Annotated in this window: 15 protein-coding genes and 1 pseudogene; 1 reads left to right on the top strand and 15 read right to left on the bottom strand. The window is 41.7% G+C overall.

Annotated elements, in window-relative coordinates:
• Nucleotides 1–12: 12 nt before the first annotated feature.
• The 6 genes from FCJ93_RS08685 to FCJ93_RS08660 all read right to left on the bottom strand — a co-directional run bounded on the left by FCJ93_RS08685 (nt 13) and on the right by FCJ93_RS08660 (nt 7,564).
• Nucleotides 13–651 (bottom strand): TetR/AcrR family transcriptional regulator, encoded by a 639-nt coding sequence (locus tag FCJ93_RS08685; RefSeq protein ID WP_137743461.1) that lies wholly within the window; start codon nt 649–651, stop codon nt 13–15.
• A gap of 33 nt (nt 652–684) precedes the next feature.
• Entirely contained in the window at nt 685–1,824 is a 1,140-nt protein-coding gene (locus FCJ93_RS08680) for an acyl-CoA dehydrogenase (RefSeq protein WP_137743460.1), read from the bottom strand.
• A gap of 17 nt (nt 1,825–1,841) precedes the next feature.
• Nucleotides 1,842–2,972 (bottom strand): acyl-CoA dehydrogenase, encoded by a 1,131-nt coding sequence (locus FCJ93_RS08675; RefSeq protein WP_137743459.1) that lies wholly within the window; start codon nt 2,970–2,972, stop codon nt 1,842–1,844.
• Between the two features lie 147 nt (nt 2,973–3,119).
• Nucleotides 3,120–3,971 carry a 3-hydroxybutyryl-CoA dehydrogenase gene (locus tag FCJ93_RS08670; protein ID WP_095312150.1) on the bottom strand — a complete coding sequence of 284 codons (852 nt, stop codon included), beginning with the start codon at nt 3,969–3,971 and terminating at the stop codon, nt 3,120–3,122.
• Nucleotides 3,971–5,164 carry an acetyl-CoA C-acetyltransferase gene (locus FCJ93_RS08665; RefSeq protein WP_137743458.1) on the bottom strand — a complete coding sequence of 398 codons (1,194 nt, stop codon included), beginning with the start codon at nt 5,162–5,164 and terminating at the stop codon, nt 3,971–3,973. The genes FCJ93_RS08670 and FCJ93_RS08665 overlap by 1 nt, the downstream gene beginning before the upstream one ends.
• 288 nt (nt 5,165–5,452) lie before the next feature.
• Nucleotides 5,453–7,564 carry a heterodisulfide reductase-related iron-sulfur binding cluster gene (locus FCJ93_RS08660; protein WP_095312156.1) on the bottom strand — a complete coding sequence of 704 codons (2,112 nt, stop codon included), beginning with the start codon at nt 7,562–7,564 and terminating at the stop codon, nt 5,453–5,455.
• A 258-nt stretch (nt 7,565–7,822) separates the two neighbouring features.
• Between FCJ93_RS08660 and cls the strand changes: the two genes are divergently transcribed.
• Nucleotides 7,823–9,025: a cardiolipin synthase gene (gene cls / locus FCJ93_RS08655; RefSeq protein ID WP_095312158.1), complete on the top strand. Its 1,203-nt coding sequence runs from the start codon at nt 7,823–7,825 to the stop codon at nt 9,023–9,025.
• Between the two features lie 465 nt (nt 9,026–9,490).
• Here the strand turns inward: cls and FCJ93_RS08650 are convergent, their stop codons facing one another.
• From FCJ93_RS08650 to speE, 9 genes and pseudogenes are all read right to left on the bottom strand, one after another.
• Nucleotides 9,491–10,042 (bottom strand): DUF2812 domain-containing protein, encoded by a 552-nt coding sequence (locus FCJ93_RS08650; protein WP_137743457.1) that lies wholly within the window; start codon nt 10,040–10,042, stop codon nt 9,491–9,493.
• Entirely contained in the window at nt 10,042–10,359 is a 318-nt protein-coding gene (locus FCJ93_RS08645; protein ID WP_095312164.1) for a PadR family transcriptional regulator, read from the bottom strand. Before FCJ93_RS08645 ends, FCJ93_RS08650 begins: the two co-directional genes overlap by 1 nt.
• A gap of 77 nt (nt 10,360–10,436) precedes the next feature.
• Nucleotides 10,437–10,988, bottom strand: a pseudogene (locus FCJ93_RS08640) (N-acetyltransferase family protein).
• A gap of 68 nt (nt 10,989–11,056) precedes the next feature.
• Nucleotides 11,057–11,236, bottom strand: a complete 180-nt coding sequence (locus FCJ93_RS08635; RefSeq protein WP_095312167.1) for a XapX domain-containing protein — start codon at nt 11,234–11,236, stop codon at nt 11,057–11,059.
• A 61-nt stretch (nt 11,237–11,297) separates the two neighbouring features.
• Entirely contained in the window at nt 11,298–12,365 is a 1,068-nt protein-coding gene (mnmH, locus tag FCJ93_RS08630) for a tRNA 2-selenouridine(34) synthase MnmH (protein WP_137743456.1), read from the bottom strand.
• A gap of 71 nt (nt 12,366–12,436) precedes the next feature.
• Complete coding sequence (argS, locus tag FCJ93_RS08625; protein ID WP_137743455.1) at nt 12,437–14,107, bottom strand: arginine--tRNA ligase; 1,671 nt, start codon at nt 14,105–14,107, stop codon at nt 12,437–12,439.
• On the bottom strand, nt 14,104–14,550 hold the full coding sequence (locus FCJ93_RS08620; protein WP_328591999.1) for a DUF1934 domain-containing protein: 447 nt from the start codon (nt 14,548–14,550) through the stop codon (nt 14,104–14,106). The genes argS and FCJ93_RS08620 overlap by 4 nt, the downstream gene beginning before the upstream one ends.
• Nucleotides 14,551–14,839: 289 nt before the next feature.
• The gene (gene speB, locus FCJ93_RS08615; RefSeq protein ID WP_095312176.1) at nt 14,840–15,712 is read right to left on the bottom strand and encodes an agmatinase; all 873 of its coding nucleotides are present in this window, start codon (nt 15,710–15,712) and stop codon (nt 14,840–14,842) included.
• Nucleotides 15,713–15,727: 15 nt separating this feature from the next.
• Nucleotides 15,728–16,555 (bottom strand): spermidine synthase, encoded by an 828-nt coding sequence (gene speE, locus FCJ93_RS08610; protein WP_137743454.1) that lies wholly within the window; start codon nt 16,553–16,555, stop codon nt 15,728–15,730.
• Between the last annotated feature and the right edge of the window lie 109 nt (nt 16,556–16,664).

Raw genomic sequence — 16,664 nt, 5'->3', positions numbered from 1 at the left:
AGCTAGCTCCATTCATGGTGATGAAACTTCTTTGTTCTTAATCCCCTCAAAAATAAGCTTGATTTGAATTTCGATATATTCCTCTAGAGAGTACATCTTTTGAATATTCCAACGGCGAAACGCCCACATTTGCCCTAATACAACAATATTATGTGACATGAGCTTCACCTGTTCTGCCGACAGTTCCAACTCACCATTTTCAACGCAACGATTAATAATATCCTCAATGATGAGCGCCATCTCTGCTTCCTTTCTCAACACATATGGAAGTGCATCCTTGGAAAGAGATTTCGCCTCCTGATACATGACAAGCACTTCGTCTTGAAGATCATCTACGACTCTAAAATAGTTGCCGATGCCAAGTCGAAGGCTTTCAAGAGTTCCGCGTTTTGTATCAATATCCTTTTGTAGGCGATTGTGTACCTCATCATAAATACTGTCACACACTAAATACAAGACATCTTCCTTCGAACGAATATATTCATATAACGTTCCAATGCTAAACCCAGCTGCTTTTGCAATTTCTCTTGTTGTTGTTCGGTGGAATCCCTTTTCTTTAAAAAGCGTGACAGCCCCTTTAATCATTTGATTTCTCCTTTTTATGACAAGACGCTCATCTTTTACGGATGCATGAACCTCACGCTTTTTCATTCATGATATCCTCCCTCCTTTTTCAGGAGATTTTTATTTTGTTATCATTCTTGAAATAACAAGACGTTGAATTTCCTGTGTCCCTTCATAAATTTGCGTAATTTTCGCATCGCGCATAAACCGTTCAACTGGATAATCCTTCGTATAGCCGTAGCCGCCGAAAATTTGAACCGCTTCTGTTGTCACGTTCATCGCTGTGTCCCCAGCAAATAGCTTTGACATCGCCGATTCCTTCCCATATGGAAGCCCTTCCGATTCAAGCCATGCCGCTTGATAGGTTAATAGTCGAGCCGCTTCAATGTTCGTAGCCATATCTGCTAATTTAAAACCGATGCCTTGATTGGCAGCGATTGGTTTGCCAAATTGATGACGTTCCTTTGCATAATTGGCCGCTGCATCCAATGCCCCTTGAGCAATTCCAACTGCTTGGGCGGCAATTCCGTTACGCCCGCCATCTAATGTCATCATCGCGATTTTAAAGCCTTCGCCAACTCGGCCTAGTACATTTTCCACCGGCACACGGCAGTCTTCAAAAATGATCTCCGTCGTTGGTGATGAACGAATCCCGAGTTTTTTCTCCTTTTTCCCCACCGAAAAACCTGGAAAACCACTTTCAATAATAAAGGCTGTCGTTCCCCTAGTCTTTTGGGCTGGATCGGTTAGGGCAAAGACGACATAAATGTCTGCTACTCCGCCATTTGTAATAAAAATTTTCGAACCATTTAAAACATAATGATCACCTTCAAGGCGAGCAGTTGTCTTCATACCACCTGCATCCGAGCCGCTTCCTGGTTCTGTTAATCCGTAAGCACCGATTTTTTCCCCCAAAGCCATCGGGCGTAAATACTTTTGTTTCTGTTCCTCACTGCCAAACTTATAGATTGGCCAGCCAGCTAAGGAAGTATGGGCTGAGAGAGTTACACCGATGGATGCGTCAACTCGGGACAATTCCTCAACCGCAATACAATACGCTAAATAATCACTGCCAATTCCCCCATACTCTTCTGGCCAAGGAATTCCTGTTAAACCGAGCTCCGCCATTTGTGTGAAAATTTCCCGATCAAAACGTTCCTCTTCATCCCGTTCAGCAGCAGTGGGGGCGACTTCATTATTTGCAAAGTCTCTTACCATTTTACGAATCATTTCATGTTCTTCGGATAATTGGAATCTCATTTTTGCTCCCTCTTTCTTTATAAATTCTTGCTAATCACAATACGCTGAATTTCACTTGTCCCTTCATAAATTTCCGTTACCTTTGCATCGCGGAAATAACGCTCTACCGGATAATCCTTTGTATAGCCATAACCGCCAAATACTTGAATCGCCTCTGTTGTTACGGAAACTGCCGTTTTTGAAGCGTAAAGCTTGGCCATCGATGCTTCCTTTCCACATTTCAATCCATTTGCTTTCAAATCAGCCGCTCGGTAGATTAATAGTTTTGCTGCTTCAATCTGCGTAGCCATATCGGCAAGTTTAAATGCTATCCCTTGCTGAGTGGCGATTGGCTTGCCAAATTGATGGCGCTCTTTTGCATAATTCGTCGCTGCTTCAAATGCGGCTTCTGCAATACCAAGTGCCTGAGCTGCAATGCCAATTCTGCCAACTTCTAAATTCCCCATCGCAATTTTAAAGCCGTGGTCTTCCTGGCCAAGGAGATTCTCCCTTGCTACCTTCATATCTTCAAAGGTCACCTGAACAGTCCTCGATCCGTGCAGGCCCATTTTATGTTCATCTTTGCCGACAATAAGCCCTGGAGTATCCTTTTCCACGATAAAAGCTGAAATCCCCCTTGCACCTGCCGCTGGTCTTGTCGAAGCAAAGACGATGTAGATATCCGCCTCTCCACCGTTCGTAATAAACACTTTTGAACCATTTAATATATAGTGCTCACCGTCTAATACCGCCTTTGTCTTTATACTCCCTGCATCTGAGCCCGAGCTTGGTTCCGTTAGGCAAAATGCCCCTAAATATTGACCAGAAGCAAGCTTTGAAACATATTTTTCCTTTTGCTCCTCATTTCCAAAATAAAGAATCGGATTCGTCCCAACGGATGTGTGGACAGATAAAATGACGCCAGCCGTCGCACTAACCTTGGAAATTTCATGGATTGCTAATATATAAGAGATAAAGTCCATATCTGCCCCGCCATATTTTGCTGGAACAGGAATTCCCATCAAACCAAGCTCGCCCATTCGCTTGACAATGCTGCGTGGAAATTCACCTTGCTCCATCCTTTCAATAAATGGGGCAATCTCTTTCTGTGCAAAATCCTGAACCATTTTTCGCAACATTTCCTGTTCGTCTGTCAATCGCAAATTCATACTTCTCCCCCTTTCTTGATGTAATTCCGGAAAACTTGGTGTTGATTCCAGAAATTTAAGCCTTAATTCCGGAAAACGAGTGCGAATTCCGGAAAAGTGAGTACGAATTCCGAAATTTTCAGTGTTGATTCCGGAAAAGTTCAATCCTTATGCATATTCGTAAAATCCTCTTCCTGACTTCTTACCAAGCCAGCCTGCCTTGACGTATTTGCGCAGCAGCGGACATGGGCGATATTTATCATCACCAAAGCCTTCATGAAGCGTTTCCATAATGTAGAGACATGTGTCCAATCCGATAAAATCGGCGAGTGTTAACGGCCCCATCGGATGATTCATACCGAGCTTCATCACTTCATCAATCGCTTCTTTCGTAGCCACGCCCTCATACAAAGTATAAATCGCTTCATTAATCATCGGCATTAAAATTCGATTGGAGACAAATCCAGGAAAATCATTCACCTCAACTGGAACTTTATTTAATTTTTTGGTAATATCTTCAATCGTGTTGTACACTTCATCTGCTGTTGCAAGTCCGCGAATAATTTCAACGAGCTTCATAACTGGAACAGGATTCATAAAATGCATCCCTATCACTTTTTCCGGCCGTGTCGTAGCGGCGGCGATCTCTGTAATTGGCAAGGAGGATGTATTGCTTGCTAAAATCGCGTGAGCAGGTGCGAGTTGATCTAGCTCCTTAAAAAGTTCCGCTTTTATTTCCATATTTTCCACAGCCGCCTCAATGACCAAATCGACAGTACCGGAATTGCGGAGCTCGGTGGATGGCGTGATGTTTCCTAAAATATTCTCTAGCTCTGCCTCAGTCATTCTTTCTTTCGCGACCTGTCTCGCCAGATTCTTTTTAATTACACTTAGCCCCTTCTCCACGAATTCCGTTTTCAAATCATGCAATAGCACTTTAAATCCGGCCTGAGCGCATACTTGGGCAATACCTGAGCCCATTTGCCCTGCACCAATCACCATTATTTTATCTATTTTCATTAGGCTTCCCCCTTTGGAACTTCAATCATAATGGCATCCCCTTGACCACCGCCGGAGCATATGGCTGCGACTCCTATACCGCCTCCACGACGCTTCAATTCATGCATAAGCGTGACAATGATTCTCGCACCACTCGCACCGATTGGGTGTCCTAAAGCAACCGCACCACCATTTACATTGACCTTTTCTGGATTTAGCTGGGCGATCTGACTGCTGGCAAGGGCAACCGCAGCAAAAGCTTCATTAATTTCAAATAGCGCGATTTCCTCAACGCTTTTTCCCGTTTTTACCAAAAGCTCATTAATGACCATTCCAGGGGTTTTCGGAAAGTCCTTAGCTTCAACCGCAACTGCTGCCTGCCCAATAATGTAGGCTTCCACCGTTCTTCCTTCTCTTATCGCTCGTTCCTCACTCATGAGCACGAGGGCAGCAGCTCCATCATTTACCCCCGGGGCATTACCCGCCGTAATCGTTCCATCAGCATCAAATACGGGCGGCAATTTCGCCAACCGTTCAAGTGATGTATCTTTCCTTGGCGCCTCATCGGCGGAAACCGTCACCGCTGCCCCTTTTCTTTGCCGTACTTCGACTGCTATGATTTCTTCAGAGAGCTTTCCTGATTCAATCGCCGCTAATGCGAGCTCATGGCTGCGCAAAGCCCACTGATCCTGTTCTTCCCGGCTAATTGCTAGCTCCTCGGCAACCCCATTTCCGTATGTCCCCATATGGACGCCTGTAAAGCTACATGTTAATCCGTCATGCACCATTAAATCCTTTACAACGGAATCTCCCATTTTCAGGCCAAAGCGGACATTCGGTAAAAAATACGGGGCATTGCTCATCGATTCCATCCCACCGGCTACGATTACTTCCTCATCTCCTGCGCGAATTATTTGATCCGCCAAAGTGACACTCCTCATCCCAGATGCACAAACTTTATTAATTGTCTCTGTTTTCACACTCCAAGGAATACCAGCTTTTTTAGCCGCTTGCCGTGACGGAATTTGCCCTTGACCACCTTGCAGGACATTTCCTAAAATAACTTCCTGCACTTCTTCCCCCTTCACTTGCGCCCGTTCCAAAGCTGCTTTAACGGCAATTCCTCCTAAATCTGAAGCTGTAAGACTGCTTAATGCTCCTCCTGATTTGCCAAAAGGCGTTCTTACCCCGCTGAGAATGACTGTTTTCCCCATCCTAGATTCTCCTTTTCTATTAAATTTTTAATGGAATTCATAAGATTTGATTGATCTTGGTAGGTGTTGAACATAACTGACTGAACGCTCGCTCGAAGTTAAACGTGAAGAAATGGAAGCTTTTCGTTTCCATACTGCCTTGCAGACTTTGAAAACGCTTTATTCACACTCATTTTACAGTATCCACTGAAAAATTTGAATATGTTTTTAAAAAATCAAAAATTCCGAATGATTATAGCAAAAAAAATTGGCATTTCCAGCGAGCTGATAACTCGCTGGAGCCATTCTTTACGAAGCCAGTTCTGCAGCCTCGCCGCAAACTGCCTTTTCTAGAAGTTCTGCAACATCATATGTGGAAACTTGCTCTTCTACTTCTTTCGCTTTAGTACCATCGGAAAGCATTGTCAAGCAGTATGGACACCCGGAGCTAATAACAGTCGGATTAACCTCTAATGCCTGCTCTGTGCGAGCAACATTAATGCGGTGCCCGGTCTCCTCTTCCATCCACATCAGACCTCCGCCAGCTCCACAGCACATCCCCGTATCACGGTTCCGTTCCATTTCCACTAGTTTCACACCTGAAATCGCTTTAAGAATTTCACGCGGCGGATCGTAGACTTCATTGTAGCGCCCTAAATAACAAGAATCATGGAAAGTAATGGTTTCATTGACCGCATATTTCGGTTTTAAGCGGCCATCTTTCACCAATTGGTACAGGACTTCCGTATGATGATAGACTTCTGCCTCTAATCCAAAATCAGGATACTCATTCTTAAAGATATTGTATGCATGTGGATCGATCGTCACGATCTTTTTCACGTCATTTTTTTCAAATTCTGCAATATTATTGGCAGCAAGCTCCTGGAAGACAAACTCATTTCCAAGGCGACGGGCCGTATCGCCAGAATTCTTTTCCTTATTGCCAAGAATGGCAAATTTCACCCCTGCCTCATTTAATAATTTTGCAAATGATAAGGCTATCTTTTGACTACGATTATCATAAGAACCCATAGAGCCTACCCAGAAAAGATATTCGAACTCTTCACCTGCCTTTTTCATTTCTTTCACCGTTTTTACTTCTACATCTTCTCTAGCATCACGCCAATTTTCACGTTCTTTCCGGTTTAACCCCCATGGATTTCCTTGACGTTCAATGTTTTGCATCGCACGCTGAGCATCCGCATCCATTTTTCCTTCCGTTAACACTAAGTAACGGCGAAGATCGATAATTTTTTCTACATGCTCATTCATAACAGGGCATTGGTCCTCACAATTTCGGCAAGTTGTACAAGCCCAGATCTCCTCTTCGGTAATCACCTCACCTATTAAGCTCGGGCTGTAAGCAAGGGACGCAGCACTCTCCTCAACACCTTTTCCTGCAGCGGCAAGAGCAAGCTGATTCCCTTGTGTTTTTGCAAAAGCGAAGGTTGGAACCCACGGCTGTTTCGAGGTTACGGCCGCACCGTGGTTTGTTAAATGATCGCGAAGCTTTAAAATAAGATCCATCGGTGAAAGCATTTTTCCCGTACCGGTCGCCGGACACATATTTGTACAGCGTCCACACTCTACGCAAGCATATAAATCCACTAATTGAAGCTGTGTGAAGTCCTCAATTTTCCCTACGCCAAACGTTTCTTGCGTTTCGTCTTCAAAATCAATCTTTCTTAATTTCCCTGGTTTTTCAAGGCGATTAAAGTAAACATTTGCTGGACCCGCAATTAAATGAGCATGCTTCCCTTGCGGCACATAGACGAGGAAAGTTAATAAGAACAGTAAATGGATCCACCAAGCGAGGTAAAAGACAACGATAGAAGCAGTCTCTCCCATACCCGAAAACGCTGTCGCAATGAGAGAAGCAACAGGCTCCGTCCAAGTAGCCTCATGCCCATGCCAGATCATACTCATACCATTCCCCAGCAGTACTGAAAGCATTAAACCGCCAATAAAAATCAATACCAATCCTGACTTAAAACCTCTTTTTAGCCGAACGAGCTTTTCAATATAACGTCTATGGAAAGCCCAAGCAACCGCCACTAAAATGATTAAAGTGACAATTTCCTGGAAGAATGTAAAGCCACCGTAAAGGGGGCCAAATGGTAAATGGGCGCCAGGATAAATCCCTTTGATAATGAAATCAATCGCTCCGAATTGTACAAGGATAAAACCGTAAAAAAACATTACATGAATGATTCCGCTCTTTTTGTCCTTAAGAAGCTTTTTTTGCCCGAACACCATCACCCATATTTTGTTCATCCGTTCTTTCACATTGTTATCAAACTCTTCTTTTTTCCCGAGCTTAATGTATTCGATCCTTGTTTTCACAACATACACAAAAAGGCTCACTCCGTAAGCGATTACAAAAAGGGTTGCAATAAGATTGATCCATAATAATCCATTCATTTGAAATGAAACGCTCCTTTCTTTATTCGAATATTGTTGAGTGAGGAAAATTTTAATAACAGAGCCCTTCACAATCGAAGCTTTACCATGAGTGAAATGGTCCTAACATGTAAAATTTTCAGAATTTATATAATTCCATTATATAATGAATGAGCATTCAGTCAATATTTTCTTTTTAAATCAGACTTGAAAAACCGTTATAGAAGGTATTATTTCGGGGACAATATGATTACCAATCAGATAAAGGAGCGGATAGCATTGAAAATCCTAATTTTTATTTTAATTGCTATCTTTGTCATCGGTGCATTTTTGACCTTTGATTATAAATTTGGAAGAAAAAAGCAATTGCCGACGATAAAAAGCAATGCCTTTCCGTTCCGTGAAAGCAATCTTGAAATCTTCACTCATGGGACTGACCTATTTAATCATATGTTTGATGATTTTAATCATGCCAAAAAACATATCCACGTCTTATTTTATATTTGCAATGATGATCGGTTCGGCAATGAATTTCTTTCTCTTCTTAAAAAGAAAGCAGAGGAAGGTATCGAGGTCAGACTTTTACTCGATTGGGCTGGGAGCCTAAAGGTCTCAAGAAAAAAGATTAAGGAACTGCAAAGTGCTGGAGCAGAGTTTGCTTTTTCCAACGTACCAACATTTCCTTTTTATTTTTATTCTTCCCAAGTACGCAATCATCGCAAAATTACTGTGATCGATGGGAAAATTGGCTATATAGGTGGCTACAATGTCGGCAATGAATACATTGACTTAGATCCGAAGCTTAGCCCTTGGCGTGATTATCATCTTAAAATTACTGCCGAGGGCGTTCTCGATTTACAACAGCAATTTCTTCTTGATTGGCAAGAAGCAACTAAGACCAACTTACGGCAAAACAAAATCTATTTTCCACCATTGGAAAAAGGCAGAAGCCGACATAAAATCATTTCAACAGAAGGATTTATTTTAGAAGACACTTTTTCAACTCTCATCCAGCAAGCCAAAAAATCGATCACTATTGGAAGCCCTTATTTTATTCCAAGTAAAAGAATTCTCGACGACCTTCTTGATGCACTGAAACGGGGAGTGGAATTAACAATCATTGTCCCTTATGTATCCGATCATATCCTTGTAAAAGAAGCGTCCTTTCCACACCTGAGAGCCATCATCGCTGCCGGCGCCAATGTATACCAGTTTAAAAATGGCTTTTATCATGCCAAGATCCTGCTATTTGACGATCAAATTTGCGACCTCGGAACAGCTAATTTTGATAATCGCAGCTTCTTTCTTAATCACGAAATAAACTGCTATATTTACGACCTGCAAGTGATTGAAGAAGTTAAACTTATTTTAAAAAAAGATTTACAGGATTCAGTGAAGCTTTCATTAGAGGATTTAAACTCCCTTAGTCTCTTCTCGCGTATTAAAGAAGGAGTTGCAAAATCGATCTCCCATTTTTTATAAGACTTCGTTTAAAGTCATTGGGTACAGACAATAATCAGTTTGTACCTTTTTGAGGTTTTATTTGAGAAGCATTCGGACTCGGCTGGCCCCCCCCGGCAACTGTTCACCAGCCGAATCTGCAAACTATTCTAACTAAAATCGTTATTGGACTCTTCTTGCTCGCGCGGGATCCCTTTTCTGTCCGAATACACTCTCTATTCGGACTCTTCTTGCTCGCGAACTCCCTTTTCTGTCCGAATACACTCTCTATTCGGACTCTTCCTGCTTGCGGGATCCCCTTTCTGTCCGAATACACTCTCTATTCGGACTCTTCCTGCTCGCGGGCTCCCTTTTCTGTCCGAATACACCTTCTATTCGGACTCTTCCTGCTCGCAGGCTCCCCTTTCCGGTCGAATAGTCGCTCTCCATTCGGACTTTCCAAACTTGGTATCCTCTTTTTCTGTGCAAATATGGCTACAATTCATTTTAGATAACGGAATGGTTGTTTCTTTCCTTTAGCTTTTTCCACCTATGATAGTAAGTTGCAAATAAAGTCATGAGTGCCGGAATCGTTAGGACGAGAAAGAAAAGGAAAATCCCTCGACTGACGCTTTGAACAATCCCTGAGGCAAAGGTGAACAATAACCAAAATGCAAGCATCATTCCGACTAGAAATAGTACAACCATTTTTATTGGGTTTGCCAAGCGATCAATCTTGTCTATCTTGGACTCTATATCACTATAGATCGGCGCTGTTCCTGGCTCTGCTTTAAAGATATGCCTATCGTACTCAGAACAAACATGAGTCCAGCCTGCTGAAGAGAACATTTCAAAGTATTCCGCTTCTTCATCAGGCGCCAACAAGCGATAATCAATGCTATAAATGACATCCTCTGGTTCCCCATATTCAAGTTTATAGCCCATGAATCGAAAACCCTTTAAGTTCCAGCCTTTTAACGCCTTTTTCCTAAGCGTTTCCATGTCCTTTTGTTCTGAAAAGGCGAGTCCGTTTGACATTAGATATTTCGTTTGCGCCATTACTCCCATCTCCTCTCAAGTCCTTTTTCCGCCAGTTCGACCATGATTTTGCGCCGTTTAATATCCTCACGTAAAATATCGCATCCTTTTTTGGTTAATACGTAGACTTTTCTGCGTGAATCCGTATCATCGTGGAGGCTAATTAGTTGTTCGTTTAATAGTTTTTTAATAATCGTGTAGAGCGACGCAGGCCCGATTACAACCTGTCCGTTTGTCGTTTCTTCCACTAAATTCATGACTGCATAGCCGTGCCTTGGCTCCGTTAATGCTGCCATAATGTAAAATACTGAATCCGTAAGCTGTTCTAATGATTTCATTTCATCCTCCTTTTATATCACTTTATGATATATCACATTAAAAATATATCACAAAATGATATATTAAGCAATCATGATTAATTATTTTGGTTAAGTCGTCCCATCACTATCGTATTGTAGAAATTCCCATCTGATAAACGTTTATCCTTCTTTAAAACACCTTCAACCGCAAAACCATTTTTCTGATATAAGCTAATCGCTTTTTCATTTGTTTCAATAACGTTCAATTCCATTTTGATGATTCCATTGCTGTCAGCCCATTGAATCGATTGCTGCAATAAATTTCTTCCGATGCCAAAGCCCCAATATTCTCTTAAAACACAGATTCCGAATTCGACTTTATGTAAGCTTCTCTTCAACTTGTTTCCTTCACACCTCGAAAATCAAATAATTTTCCCATTCGTTTCGGTAACAAGAAATAGGTTTTTTTCTGCTTGGAGATCCTCCGCAATGATCCGCTTAAATCCTTGCTCATCTATGTATCCCTCGCCTTGCTCCCGAGCCATATTTTCAGTTTCACCATCAATTTGCACTCTTACTTCAGATAGTTCTTTTGCATCCTCATCATTTGCAGACCTAATGCAATAATGTAATTGATTAATAAAAAAATCAGTTTGTTCCGCTTTCATCTTCAGGTTCCTTTCAAATGGAAGTACAAAGGAGGGAAGCCATAAAAAAAGCCGCCCCTCCGCATTTCCTAGCTAAAAATTCGCTGTAACCACGGTGATATTTGTTCATATACTTTAAATCCAAAATAAATCCCAATGATCCCTGTTACCCCGGCAAGTGCAGGCGGTGCAGGGATCGGAAGCTTAAGCAAAGCAAAAATAAAGCCGACGATAAATCCTGTGAGAATTGATAAAAGTACAAGCTTCATGTTATCCTCCTTCAAAATCATAGGAATCTAACATTATTTTTCCCAGAATAAGCTCAATTATCTAGACTAAGCTTTTCGGGTGAGACGCGAATCTCTCTTCAATAAAATCCATAATCTGTTTTGCTGCTTTTTCTGGCGACTCAAATTGAACCTCTAGAGCTGTATTCAAGCTTTCATTAATTTTGTTATCGTATCTCGGATCATAATAATGAACAATAAGTAACTGAATCATTTCACGATAGTTCTTCTCTGCCAAACAGTGCTGAATTTTCTTTTGGATTTCCTCTGGCTTAATTCTTTTTATAATTCTTCCCAAGGCATACTCCACTCTAGCGTGGAAAACGTCTGTTTCTTCAACATATTGTTCATAAATCCGCTCGACCCTTGATTGCAAATCTGAAACGATGCGAATATGAATGCCATTCTCCTTCTTCTCATAAAGCTCTTGGGGCTGAACAGCATGGCCAATTCGTTTGCTTTCTCCCTCCATAAAAAAATATGGACTGTTTGCAATGCATTGTAAGTCTTCAAACAATAAAGCATCAAACATTTTTTGATTATATGGCTGATGCCCATCAATCGCTCCGAAAACAGAACCTTTATGATTGGCATAGCCTTCTAAATCAAGAACCGGATAACCGAATTCCTTTAGACGATGAAGAATCTCTGTCTTTCCTGTACCCGTTAAACCATAAATGACAACTGCCTGTTTTGGAAGCATGGTCGGGATGCGGTCAACAATATACTCGCGATAGGCTCGATAGCCACCTTCTAGCCGTTGTATATGTAAACCAGACATCATGGCAAAATGGGCAATCGACTGACTTCTCATTCCTCCACGCCAACAGTAAAGAAGAGGCTTCCTATTTGTTTTTTCAATTTCTCTAATTTCCTCTAATAGCGACGGAAGCTTCGGAGAAACCAATTCCATTGCTCTCCATTTAGCCGCCTTTTGACCTTCATGCTTATATAATGTACCAATTTCAGATCGTTCTTCATCCGTAAATAGAGGAACATTAATTGCATTCGGAATGCGGCTGTCCTGAAATTCACCGGGAGATCGCACATCGACAGGAATGTAAATCTCTTGATGATTTAGAAATTCCTCAACTGTTCGGTCATAATTCATCGTTATTGCCTCCATCTTGCCTCATCCTTGTTCTGCTAATTTCAAAAGGGTCTCCAAAGGAGACCCAGCTGTTACATCTTTTCAGGAGCTGATACTCCGATTAATGATAATGCATTGTTAAGAGTAATTTGAACTGATTTAATAAGAGCAAGACGCGCCTTCGTCCGTTCCATATTTTCCACATCCAGTACCTTTTCCGCATTATAAAAGCTATGGAAGGTTGATGCTAATTCAAAAATATAGTTCGTAATACGATGCGGCATCCGCTTTTCTGCCGCCTCAGCCACTGCTAATGGGAATTCACCGAGCTTCTTTAACACTTCAATTTCTTTTTCAGCCGTAATTTGTGCTAAATCAACCTCTTTGCTAATGGTGATATTTTGTTCCTCGCCTTGACGTAATATGCTGCAAATTCTGGCATGGGCATATTGAGCATAGTAAACAGGATTTTCATTTGATTGGGAAACTGCTAAGTCTAAATCAAAGTCCATGTGTGTATCGGCACTTCTCATCGCAAAGAAATAGCGGACCCCATCCAATCCTACTTCATCGACTAGATCGCGCATCGTGACAGCTTTCCCCGTCCGTTTGCTCATTTTCATTTTCTCACCGTTTTTATAAAGGTGCACAAGCTGAATAATCTCGACTTCAAGTGCATCCTTAGAATAACCTAATGCTTGAATCGCTGCTTTCATCCTTGGAATATAACCGTGGTGGTCAGCACCCCAAATATTTATCAGCTTTTCAAAACCGCGATCTAATTTATCCTTATGGTAAGCAATATCCGGTGTTAAATACGTATACGAACCGTCTTGCTTAATGAGCACTCTGTCCTTGTCGTCCCCTAATTCCGTTGATTTAAACCATGTTGCTCCGTCTTTTTCATAAATATAGCCATTATCTCTGAGCTTTTGCAGGGCGGTATCGATTTTTCCATTATGGTAAAGGGATGTTTCAGAATACCAAACGTCAAAGCGGACGCGAAAATCTTCCAAGTCTTTTTTAAGCTTTTCCATTTCATATTGAAGACCGTATTGGCGGAATGTATCGAAGCGTTCCGTTTCCTCGACATGAACGTACTTATCACCAAATTTTTCCGCTAATTTTTTCCCGATGCCAATAATATCTTCCCCATGGTAACCGTCCTCCGGCATCTCTTTCTCTAAGCCAAGCGCCTGAAAATAACGGGCCTCTACTGACAGAGCCAAGTTATTGATTTGATTTCCAGCATCATTAATATAATACTCTCGAGAAACATCATAACCCGCTTTAGCTAGAATATTACATAAAGAATCTCCAACCGCCGCTCCGCGTGCATGTCCTAAATGGAGGTCTCCTGTAGGGTTCGCTGACACAAACTCAACTTGGATCTTTTGGTGATTCCCTACCGTGGTTTCACCGTAGTTTTCTCCTGCCTGAAGAATGGTTGGGATTAAATGGGTCAAGTAGCTATTATCCATATAAAAATTAATAAATCCAGGACCGGCTATTTCAATTTTTTCAATGGAAGCCTTTGTTTTATCAAAGTGATTGATAAGTTCCTCTGCGATCATACGCGGTGCTTTCTTTGCCACTCTTGCTAATTGCATGGCCATATTTGTTGAGTAATCACCGTGCGTCTTATCTTTCGGAATCTCTAAGACAACGTTCGGCAGCTCATTTTCTTGTGCCAAACCTGCTTTAATGACAGCTGCTCTGATTTCATCTTTTAATTTACTTTGTACTTCCTCGACGATATTCATTTTTTCTCCTCCTCAAACTTAATATCCAATTGATACATTCCTGCAAGGGCTCCGTGCATATGTAAATCATAAGAAATAGAGAGCCTTCCCGCTTCATTTTCCAAACGATGCACAAGGCTCTTTGTTTTCGTGGTTATTCCCAACGTTCCAAACGGAGTTTCATACCTACCTGGGTGCTTTTTATTCGCTTCAAACACCATTCTCATATTAACGGCGCCACTTCGTAAAATTAGCGTTTCATCCTTTGAGATCTTTACGATCGATTTAACGGTGCCTTCTTCCATAATCTCTTCATATTGGAGAAAGGCAGAACCCCTTTTTTCATAGTATCGTCCAAATGTCGTTAATTCAAAAGTTTCCTTCTCACCGTTGTCCCAAATCGTCGTATTTACATTTATTTTCACAGGCTTTTGCTCTGTTGGACGTCCTGACAACTGCGACACATCCTTTTTATTGAAATCATAATTATTTTGACGCCCTTCACTTCCAGTGAATGACAGAGTACAATGACTCAGGGTCGTATACTATTATACCACTACAAGTCCCATTCAACAGGATAACTATATCACGATTTAGATTTTGTCAAAACTACTCAAATCATCGATATATTCTCACTGAAAAAACCTCCCGTGATCATTCAAATCAACAGAGCAGTTCTTAATTGTGCCCAACAAAGTTGAAAGCAAAACTACTAGAAACAGAAAAAATACAATCAGTCAAAGACCGATTGTATTATTTAACAAAGCCCAAAATCATTTCTCGAATAAGCTTGCTGGCGGTGTTAGCCGTTTGTTCTGAAGCGTCATATATCGGGGCAACCTCGACTAGGTCAGCTCCCACAACATTGAGATCAGAGCGAGCGATTTCATGAATTGAGGCAAGCAGTTCTCGTGACGTAATTCCTCCTGCATCAACTGTTCCTGTTCCAGGCGCGTGCGCTGGATCGAGCACATCGATATCAATTGTCACATAAACAGGTCGTCCAGCCAAAACCGGAAGGATCTCCATTAGCGGCTTATGAACATCAAATTTTGAAATATGCATCCCTACTTCCTTCGCCCATTGAAATTCTTCCTTCATCCCAGACCGAATCCCAAAAGAGTATACATTCTTTGGACCGATCAATTCCGCTGCCTTGCGAATTGGAGTTGAATGGGATAATGGCTCTCCTTCATAATCGGTGCGCAGGTCCGCATGGGCGTCAATATGGATGATTGCTAAGTTCGGGTACCTTTTATAGACCGATTTTATAACGGGCCATGAGACAAGATGTTCTCCTCCCATTCCTAGTGGGAATTTCCCTGCGGCTAATACTTTATCAACGAAATTTTCAATTTCATCAAGGCTCTTTTGCGCATTCCCAAAAGGAAGGGGGATATCACCCGCATCAAAGTATTTCACTTCCTCTAATTCCCGATCTAAGTAAGCACTGTATTCTTCTAGCCCGATTGAAACTTCACGAATTCTCGTGGGACCAAAACGAGAACCTGGTCGATAGCTTACGGTCCAATCCATCGGCATTCCGTACAGCACCGCTTGGCTTTCTTCAAAATTCGGGTGACTTTTAATAAAAACATTGCCTGAATAAGCTTCATCAAAACGCATTCACTTTTCCTCCAGTTATTTCACTAAATCTTGTACAAATTTCGGCAGAACAAAGGCTGCCTTATGCAATTCTTTTGTATAGTATTTGCTGTCAATTTCATGGAACCGCTCCGCGGGTACCTCTAATGGATCATACTTCTTTGAACCAATCGTAAACGCCCAAAGTCCACTAGGATAGGTTGGAATATTCGCTGTATATAGACGAGTTATGGGAAAAATTTCTTTGACATCCTTTTGAACACTGCGAATTAAATCTGCTTTGAACCATGGATTATCGGATTGGGCAACGAAAATCCCATCGTCCTTCAGCGCTTTCGCAATTCCTGCATAAAAACCCTTTGTGAATAAGTTAACGGCAGGACCCACTGGTTCAGTAGAGTCGACCATGATGACATCATATTCGTTTTCGCTTTTAGCAATATGCATAAACCCATCGTCAACACGGACATCGACACGTGGATCATCTAGCTTACCTGCAATTTCGGGAAGGAATTTCTTAGAGTATTCAATAACCTTGCCATCAATGTCAACGAGCGTCGCCTTTTTCACACTTGGATGCTTTAATACCTCACGAATAACGCCTCCATCACCACCGCCCACTACTAAAATATGCTCAGGATGAGGATGTGTAAATAATGGCACATGGGCAACCATTTCATGATATACAAATTCATCCTTTACAGACGTCATCACCATATCGTCGAGAAGAAGCATATTGCCCCACTCCTCTGTTTCAATCATATCAAGTTTTTGAAAGTCAGTCTGTTCCGTATGTAAAGTTTGTTTTACTTTCATCGTTATTCCAAAGTTTTCCGTTTGTTTTTCCGTAAACCAAATACCCATCTGCTTCAGTCCTTTCTATATTGGCATGTGAGCCGTTGAGCGACTGCTACAAAATCAAACTTTTACAAGCTTTTACCACATTAAACGGTGCCAAAACCGCCCGAAAGCT

The sequence above is a fragment of the Robertmurraya siralis genome (genome assembly GCF_005502275.1).
GTDB lineage: Bacteria > Bacillota > Bacilli > Bacillales > Cytobacillaceae > Robertmurraya > Robertmurraya siralis.
Note: the sequence above shows the minus strand (reverse complement) of the source record. Positions and strands in the feature narration are given on the sequence as shown.

What these genes read in the sequence shown, in the direction of transcription:
- FCJ93_RS08645 (WP_095312164.1), bottom strand. Translation starts at nt 10,359, where the DNA reads ATGAAATCATTAGAACAGCTTACGGATTCAGTATTTTACATTATGGCA.
- speB (WP_095312176.1), bottom strand. Translation starts at nt 15,712, where the DNA reads ATGCGTTTTGATGAAGCTTATTCAGGCAATGTTTTTATTAAAAGTCAC.
- FCJ93_RS08675 (WP_137743459.1), bottom strand. Translation starts at nt 2,972, where the DNA reads ATGAATTTGCGATTGACAGACGAACAGGAAATGTTGCGAAAAATGGTT.
- argS (WP_137743455.1), bottom strand. Translation starts at nt 14,107, where the DNA reads ATGAATATCGTCGAGGAAGTACAAAGTAAATTAAAAGATGAAATCAGA.
- FCJ93_RS08680 (WP_137743460.1), bottom strand. Translation starts at nt 1,824, where the DNA reads ATGAGATTCCAATTATCCGAAGAACATGAAATGATTCGTAAAATGGTA.
- mnmH (WP_137743456.1), bottom strand. Translation starts at nt 12,365, where the DNA reads ATGAATTATGACCGAACAGTTGAGGAATTTCTAAATCATCAAGAGATT.
- FCJ93_RS08670 (WP_095312150.1), bottom strand. Translation starts at nt 3,971, where the DNA reads ATGAAAATAGATAAAATAATGGTGATTGGTGCAGGGCAAATGGGCTCA.
- FCJ93_RS08650 (WP_137743457.1), bottom strand. Translation starts at nt 10,042, where the DNA reads ATGGCGCAAACGAAATATCTAATGTCAAACGGACTCGCCTTTTCAGAA.
- speE (WP_137743454.1), bottom strand. Translation starts at nt 16,555, where the DNA reads ATGGGTATTTGGTTTACGGAAAAACAAACGGAAAACTTTGGAATAACG.
- FCJ93_RS08665 (WP_137743458.1), bottom strand. Translation starts at nt 5,164, where the DNA reads ATGGGGAAAACAGTCATTCTCAGCGGGGTAAGAACGCCTTTTGGCAAA.
- FCJ93_RS08685 (WP_137743461.1), bottom strand. Translation starts at nt 651, where the DNA reads ATGAAAAAGCGTGAGGTTCATGCATCCGTAAAAGATGAGCGTCTTGTC.
- FCJ93_RS08660 (WP_095312156.1), bottom strand. Translation starts at nt 7,564, where the DNA reads ATGAATGGATTATTATGGATCAATCTTATTGCAACCCTTTTTGTAATC.
- FCJ93_RS08635 (WP_095312167.1), bottom strand. Translation starts at nt 11,236, where the DNA reads ATGAAGCTTGTACTTTTATCAATTCTCACAGGATTTATCGTCGGCTTT.